4 protein-coding genes are annotated in these 6426 nt (G+C 70.4%); 1 reads left to right on the plus strand and 3 read right to left on the minus strand.

Features of this window, described 5'->3' with window-relative positions; genetic code table 11:
• Window positions 1–581: alpha/beta fold hydrolase (locus DQW85_RS29810; RefSeq protein ID WP_162795481.1), on the plus strand; the 581-nt coding region annotated here is incomplete at its 5' end.
• Here DQW85_RS29810 and fxsT read toward each other — a convergent pair.
• From fxsT to DQW85_RS29825, 3 genes are all read right to left on the minus strand, one after another.
• A complete protein-coding gene (gene fxsT / locus DQW85_RS29815; RefSeq protein WP_205315513.1) occupies window positions 550–4443 on the minus strand; it encodes an FxSxx-COOH system tetratricopeptide repeat protein in 3894 nt (1297 codons plus the stop codon). The two genes, DQW85_RS29810 and fxsT, sit on opposite strands and share 32 nt — an antisense overlap.
• Window positions 4440–5654 (minus strand): TIR-like protein FxsC, encoded by a 1215-nt coding sequence (locus DQW85_RS29820; protein ID WP_113703159.1) that lies wholly within the window; start codon window positions 5652–5654, stop codon window positions 4440–4442. The genes fxsT and DQW85_RS29820 overlap by 4 nt, the downstream gene beginning before the upstream one ends.
• 25 nt (window positions 5655–5679) lie before the next feature.
• The coding region (locus DQW85_RS29825; protein WP_240197510.1) for an AAC(3) family N-acetyltransferase at window positions 5680–6426 on the minus strand (747 nt) is incomplete at its 5' end.

Raw genomic sequence — 6426 nt, forward strand, 5'->3', positions numbered from 1 at the left:
ACGCGCTCGCCTGCGCGGCGCTGCTCCCGGGCCTGGTCACCCGGGCCGCCGCGCTGGTCGGGCTGGCGCCGCCCGGCGCTGAGGGCCTGCGCTGGTTCGACGGCATGCACGAGTCCAACATCGTGGAATACCGGGTCGCCCGGGTGGGCCACAGCGCGGTGGCGGCGCGGCTGACCGTCGCCGCCGAGCAGATCCGCGCCGACCCGTTCAGCAAGGTCCTCAGGCTCTGCCAGCAGGTGCCGGAGTCGGACCGCAGGGTGGTGGCCGACGACGGCATCCGCCGCATGCTGGTGCGCAACTTCGCCGAGGGGCTGCGCCATTCGGCGGACGGCTGGGTGGACGACGTGCTGGCGCTCAACACCGCGTGGGGGTTCGACCCGGCCGCGATCTCCGTGCCGACGCTGCTCTGGCACGGCGAGGACGACGTGTTCTCCCCGGTGGACCACGCCCGGTGGCTCGGCCGCCGGATCCCCGGCGCGCTGGTCAGGATCCAGCGGGACGCCGCGCACTTCGGCGCGCTGGACGTCCTCCCGGAGGTGCTGCTGTGGCTCAGGTCGGCTGAGGTTCGAGATCGCGGTTGAGCCGCTCCCAGTCGCGTACGGCCCGCACGGTCGGATGGCTCTCCCCCAGCACCGCGCTGAGCGCCTTCAGGGCCGACTCGTGCTGCCGGTCGGCGCGTACGCGGTCACCCGAGGCGCGCAGGGTGATCGCCATGTTGGCCTCGCAGGCCAGCGTGTCGGGATGCCCCGGTCTGAACCGTTGGCGCAGCCCGGCGAGGGCCTGCCGCTCCAGCGTGGCGGCCTGCTCGGTGTCGCCGAGGTCTCCCGCGCAGTTGGCCAGGTTCACAGTGCAGGCCAGCGTGAAGGGGTGGCTCTCGCCGAGCCGGCGGCGGAAGCCGGCGAGCACCTCGCTGCCCTCGACGTGGGCCAGCCGGGTGTCGCCGACGCCACGCCGGAAGATCATCAGGTTGTTGGCCGCCACCAGGGTGTAGGAGTGATCGGGCCCGAGCAGCTCGATGTAGTCCTCCACCACCTTGGCCGTCATCTCCAGGGCGCTCTGCTTGTCGCCCAGGACGGACATGCAGCAGGCGACCTCCAGCGCCGCCGCGCTGGTCTCCGGCGAGAACGGGTGGAGCCGCTGGTAGCGATGGTAGGTGTCCTGCACGAGACTGAGCGCCTCGTGATACTGCCCGACCTTGCGCAGGGAGACGGCCAGGCTCTTGGCCGCGCGCAGCGTGTCCAGGTAGTTCTCGGAGAGCACCTCCCTGTAGAGCTCCAGAACCCGCCTGAGCAGTTCGAGCGACGGCTGGTACTCGCCGGCCTCGCGCATGTCGCGGGCCAGGTTCTGCGTGGTGTTGAGCGTGTCGGGATGCGACGGGCCCATCACGGAGCTGGCCCGCATCCTGCCCAGCGTCTCGTGGTCGAGCTCCTTCGCGCTGTAGCAGTCGCCGACCAGGCGGTAGGAGACGGCCAGGTTGTTCGCGGCGACGAGCGTGCGCGGGTAGTCCTCGCCGAAACCGTCCTTCCAGCGGTCGTAGGTCTCCCTGTCCATCCGCAGCGCCTCGTCGAACCGGCCGAGAGCCCGCAGGTCGGCGGCGAGCCCGCCGGAGGTCAGCAGCGTGTGGTGGTGGCTTTCGCCGTACAGCGCCCGCTGCGCGTCGAGCACCTCCTCGTCCAGCTCGCGCGCCTGCTCGTAGCGGCCCTGGGAGCGCAGCACGTTGCCGATCTGGAACAGCAGGTGCAGCCGCTGCCCGTCGGTGCGGCCGAACTCACTGGCCCAGGTCGCGGCCAGCGCCCGGCCGCGGGTGAGCGCGTTGTCGAAGTCGCCGCGCTTGTACAGGTAGCGCACGTACTCGGTGAGCAGCAGGCGCACCTCCTCCTCGACGCACGTGATGGCGCCGGACGGGGCGAGGTGCGGCCAGATGAGCTCGTAGCGCGGCCAGTTCTCCGGGTCGTCCACCTCGCCCTGCCTGGGCCGGGCGCCCGCCAGGATGCGGTGCACCTCGTGGCTCGCCTTGAGCGCCTCCTCCTCCCCCATCCGCGACCTGATCACCTTCTGGACCAGGCGGTGCACCTGGATGGTGTTGTTGCCCTGGTCCACCTTCGCCAGCGCGAACCTGCCGATGTCCCTGATGATCCGGCCCAGCACGAGCTTGTCGCGCAGGGAGCCGTCGAACGGCCTGAGCACCTGCACCATCTCGTCGCTGTAGATCAGCGACTGGGAGATGGACTCGGGCGCGAAGAACGCGCAGAGCTGGAGCAGCCGGCCGGCCGCCGGGGAACGGGCGCTGAGCTGGTTGAACGAGATCTCCCAGGTGGCCGCCACCGAGTGGGGATAGTCGTCGGGCTGGTTCAGGGCCAGCGTGCTGAGGGTCTGCGTCTCCAGCTCGGCCAGGTACACGCCCGCCGACATGGGCGTCTCCGCCAGCCAGGCCGCCGCCTGCTCGATCGCCAGCGGCAGGCAGCCCAGGGCGTCGGCGACGCGCGAGGCGTCGGCCGGATCGAGGCTCGGGACCCGCCGCAGGAGGTGGTCGATGCTCTCCTCCCTGCTGAAGACGTCGATCTCCAGGGTGGACGCCACGCTCGACCAGGCCCGGCTGCGCGAGGTGACCAGGACGTGCCCGGTCCCTCCGGGCAGGAACGGGCGGAGCATGTCGGCCTCGTCGGCGTTGTCGAAGATGAGCAGCCACCTGCTGTGCGGCTCCCCGCGCCGGAGCGCCTCCAGGGCGGCCTTGGCCCCGTCGGCGATGCTGTCGCCGAACCGGATGCCCAGCCGCACGGCGAGCGCCGCGAGAGCCCGGTTGACCTCGCCCGAGTCGGCGCTCGGCACCCACCACACCAGGTCGTAGTCGGCCATGAACCGGTGCGTGTACTCCAGCGCGATCTGGGTCTTGCCGACCCCGCCGAGCCCGAACAGCGCCTGCGGCCGCACGCCGGCGTGGTTGCCGTCCATGAGCCGGTCGCGCAGCAGTTCCAGGATCGGGCTGCGCCCGGTGAAGGAGGCGTTCCTGGTCGGTACGTTCCACACCGCGGGCGGCGTGCCGGGAAATCTCGACACCAGCACCCCGGCGGGCACGTCGTACCCGGACACGTCGTCCGGCCTGCCCACGGCCCGCAGCAGCGCCTCCCCCGCCTGCTCCGCGCTCAGGGATGTCAGGTCGATCACCGGCGCGTCCGTGAAGGGCACCGGCCCCCGGTACTCACCGACCATGAAGGGCACGACCTGCCGCGCGCCGAAGACGTCGGGCAGCGGCGGCGGCCGGTCCTGGGTGGAGCGGGCGACTCGGACGTACGAGGCGGACAGCAGGGCGAGAACCCGGCCGTCACCGTCGGGCAGGCCCTTGCCCAGCGCCTGCGGCACCACCCGGAACCCGGCCCGGATCAGCACGGCCGAGATCCAGTCGGCCCACATCCGGTCCTCGGGCACGTAGCTGAGCAGCATGTCGGCCTGCTGACTGGGCTGCTTCCTGGTGAAGACCTCCAGGAAGCGGGCGCGCACCGTCTCGTCCATGCCCGGGAAGGCGGTGACCCGCCCCTCGGTGATGGCCCCGGTGAGCCGCTCGAACGCGGCGAGCAGCGAGACGGGCGACCCCGGCAGGTCGCCGAAGACGGCGAGCGTCTCCTCGAACGCGTAGAACCGCTTGTAGGGGATCTCCACCGCGCCCCAGTACTGGTTCGTCTCGTCCGGCGTCATGTGCTTGGGGAAGTTCTCGAACTTGCTGCGGGCCAGGGCGCGGCCGGCGTCGAGCTTCTCCTTCTCCCCGTCGTCGATCCGGGTCGGGACGGGCAGGATGCGGATGTTGCGGTCGCCGTAGCGCTCGTCGACGTAGCGGGCGACCTTCGCGGCGCCCTCGATGCTCTGGTCGGCCATCGTGAAGCAGTCCACGAGGATGTCGGGCATCTGCATGGTGCAGATGTCGGCGATGTCGCTCAGGCCGGTGCGGCTGTCGATCAGCGTGTAGTCGTACTTGGCCTTCATGTCGGCGCGCAGGGCGTCCAGGAAGGAGCCGCCGCCGACCCGGCCGTAGAAGTTGTCCCAGTCGAAGGTGGTGACGACCGAGGAGTAGTCGCGGTTCTGCTGGCCCGCCGACAGGAAGTGGAGGACACCCTCGCCGGGGAACTCCCACTCGATCGGCACCGCGTGCGGGGAGACCCGGGCGTAGTCGTGGTACCAGTCGTCCCTGTCGTGCTCGCGGGTCGCGGCCCAGGAGTAGTTGCTGACGATGTCGATGATCCCCTGGCTCGACCCGATCAGGCGGTGGTCGAGAAAGGGATGGAAGTACTTGTACAGGCCGGGCGACTCGAGGTCCCAGTCGACCACCAGCACGCGCAGGCCGCTGCTCGCGATCAGCCAGGCCGTGTTGGCCAGCGCCATGGTGCGGCCGGCGCCGCCCTTGTAGGAGTAGAAGGTCACAACCTGGCCATCGTGCTCGCTCTCTGTCACGGATCCTCCATCAGTCGCGGCTTGCGCGCGGCGTGGCCGGTCGGCGGGAACGTTCGGGCTGTCCTGAAGAAGTGACTGGCCGCTCTGGCGACCATGTCGGGAAAGGCCTGGCGGAACGCCTCCAGCGACGGGACGTCCCAGGATTCGGGGCCGCCGTACTTGCTGGGCAGCGCCTCCCGCAGGCGTTCCTTGAGGAGCTTCCTGGCCTGCTCGGTCTGCTCGTCGGCGCTGTTCCACGGGACGACGACGCTCACCCACTGCCGGTCGCGCTGGTCGAAACGGAGCAGGTCGGCGCGGCGGCCGGGCTGCGTCGCCTCCCAGGCGTCCAGGAGCATCACGGCGGGGCCCTCCGGCTGGGCGGTGCCGAGGAGCTGCTCCGTGTACTGCTCGAAGCCGACGATCTCGGCGCGGTATCCCTGCACCTCGGCCAGCTCGCGGGCGCACTCGGCGAGCGGCTTGGAGTTGCCCGGCCCGCGGAACGGGTTCCACTCGGCGGCGGCGTGGCCGTAGTAATAAGGGTCGCGCTGGTGCGACAGCGTCTCGGTGACGGAGGCGACCACGGTCACCTTGAGCGGGTGCCTCCTGCCGTAGTCGCCGAAGACGCTGCCCAGCCGGTCGTACGGGAGCGGCTCGCACGGGGCCACCTGCGTCTCCTTGGCCACGGAGACGATCCGCTTGGCCAGCGCGTACGTGGCCGTCCGGTAGTGGCTGCGCAGGCCGGGCAGCTCGGTGAAGCCGTAGAAGCCGTCCTCCAGGTAGCGCTCGTCCATGCTCAGCAGCGAGAACTGGATGGGCCTGGCCACGTCGGGCAGGTCGTCGGGTGGCACGGGATGCCACACCACCGGGACGATCGCCTGGGGCTCCCTGCCGTCGGCGTCGCGGTGCGCCTGCACGCGGTGCATGAAGGCGGCCCATTCCTTTCCGCATTCCTCGCTCTGGAAATAGCGGGGAGAATACACCGGTACGAATACCCGGCATGTCGCGAGGGCCTCGGCGAGCTGGTCGTTCCAGCGGTCTCCCGACTCCAGCTTCTGGTCCATGAAGCCGGCTTCGACATCCGTGCAGTTCGTCATGTGCAGGATGTGCTTGCAGAGGGCGGCGAAGAGTTTGAAGATCGGTTCGTTCAGGTTGACGCCCGGATTGAAGCGCTGTTGGGGCAGGTGCGCGTAACTCAGGAAGAAGTAGGGTCCAGGCCTCCGGCCGTGCGACATCTGCCTCCCTCCCCTGTGGTACTTATTACACCGTTCTCCGCTCGGCGTACCAGAGAGTTGCGTAATCCACAGCCTTCCGTAATGGGATCAACCTGCACTCAGCCTCGCCGACCTGACCTGTGGCTATATTTTGGGATATTTCAAAATCGGCCCCTAGCTCGGCCATATCGGTGGCGTCGAGGACGACGTCCTCGTACTCCCACCATCGCCGGCCGGTGCCGAAGTCGACCACGCAGCGGTAGAGGCGCCGGGGAGGGTCCGCGCGGTAGCGGTATTCGGCCAGGTGGAAAGCGGTGCACCGGTCATAGCCGACGCCCAGCAGCAGGATGGCCGCGTCCCTGTCGTACAGCCTGGCCAGCGGCGAGCGCTCACCCAGGTGGCAGGCGGGGTCGTGGCCGTCCATCAGCTCGGCGGCGTGCGCGCCGATGGCGGCGAAGGAGGTCTGGGGGTGGGCGCTGCGCACCGCCCCGGGCAGCGTCCGTACGGTCTCGGCGAGGATCCCCATGCCCTGCGACGGCGTGGTCGCGGGATCGAAGGCGGGCATCCGCTCGCGGTAGGCCGCGACCTCGCCGGCGGTCAGCCCGGTGATGGCCCTGAGATACAGCGCCGACGTGTCGGAGTTGCCCGACGTGCCGGCCGGGACCACCAGCGTGCCCTCCGGGCCGAGGACCTCCCGCAGCGCCGCCACCACGGCCGGGGCGGAGCCGGACGCCGGCCCCAGCGCGCGCATGGAGGCGTGGACGAGCAGCACCTGGCCGCCGCGCACCCCCAG

It is taken from the genome of Nonomuraea lactucae (assembly GCF_003313395.1).
GTDB classification, from domain to species: domain Bacteria; phylum Actinomycetota; class Actinomycetes; order Streptosporangiales; family Streptosporangiaceae; genus Nonomuraea; species Nonomuraea lactucae.